General features: G+C 66.0%; 1 protein-coding gene. It reads left to right on the top strand.

The features are described from left to right. Positions 1-489: IS110 family transposase (locus A5698_RS12060; protein ID WP_502688911.1), on the top strand; the 489-nt coding region annotated here is incomplete at its 5' end. Positions 490-603 lie beyond the last annotated feature (114 nt).

The following is a 603-nucleotide window of genomic DNA, read 5'->3' on the forward strand; positions in this document are numbered from 1 at the left end:
GCAGGGTTGACACAGGCATTGCAGATCAACGACATTCACGTCGTCGAGGTCAACCGTCCCGACCGCTCGGCGCGGCGCCGCCAAGGCAAGTCCGACCCTCTCGATGCTTATAGCGCTGCTCGTGCGGTGTTGGCCGGCCACGGCCTTGCCGTGCCCAAAGACTCCCGCACCGGGGCCCTCAAAGCGCTGCTGATCGCTCGTCGCGGCGCGATCAAAGCCCGCACCGCGGCTATCCAGCAGATCAAGGACCTGCTTGTGACCGCCCCGGCCGATCTTCGGGAACGCTACCGCCGTTACCCCACCACCCTGCGTCTGGTCGAAGCGCTGGCCGGCTGCCGCCCCCGCGCACACGAGGACCCCACAACGGTATCGGTGCTGATCGCCTGTAAAGCGCTCGCGCAACGCATCGGGTACCTCGAGCGCCAAGACCGTGAGCTGACCGCTGAGCTCGACGCCTTGACCGCCGCGCCGAGCGGTCGGGACGGTTGACCTCGACGACGTGAATGTCGTTGATCTGCAATGCCTGTGTCAACCCTGCACCGTAGGAGCTGGTGCCCTCAACATCGACCCCGACGACTTCCTACTACGCCCAGCAGTTCCCGC

The organism is Mycobacterium sp. E136, assembly GCF_001666865.1.
In the GTDB taxonomy this organism is placed as follows: domain Bacteria; phylum Actinomycetota; class Actinomycetes; order Mycobacteriales; family Mycobacteriaceae; genus Mycobacterium.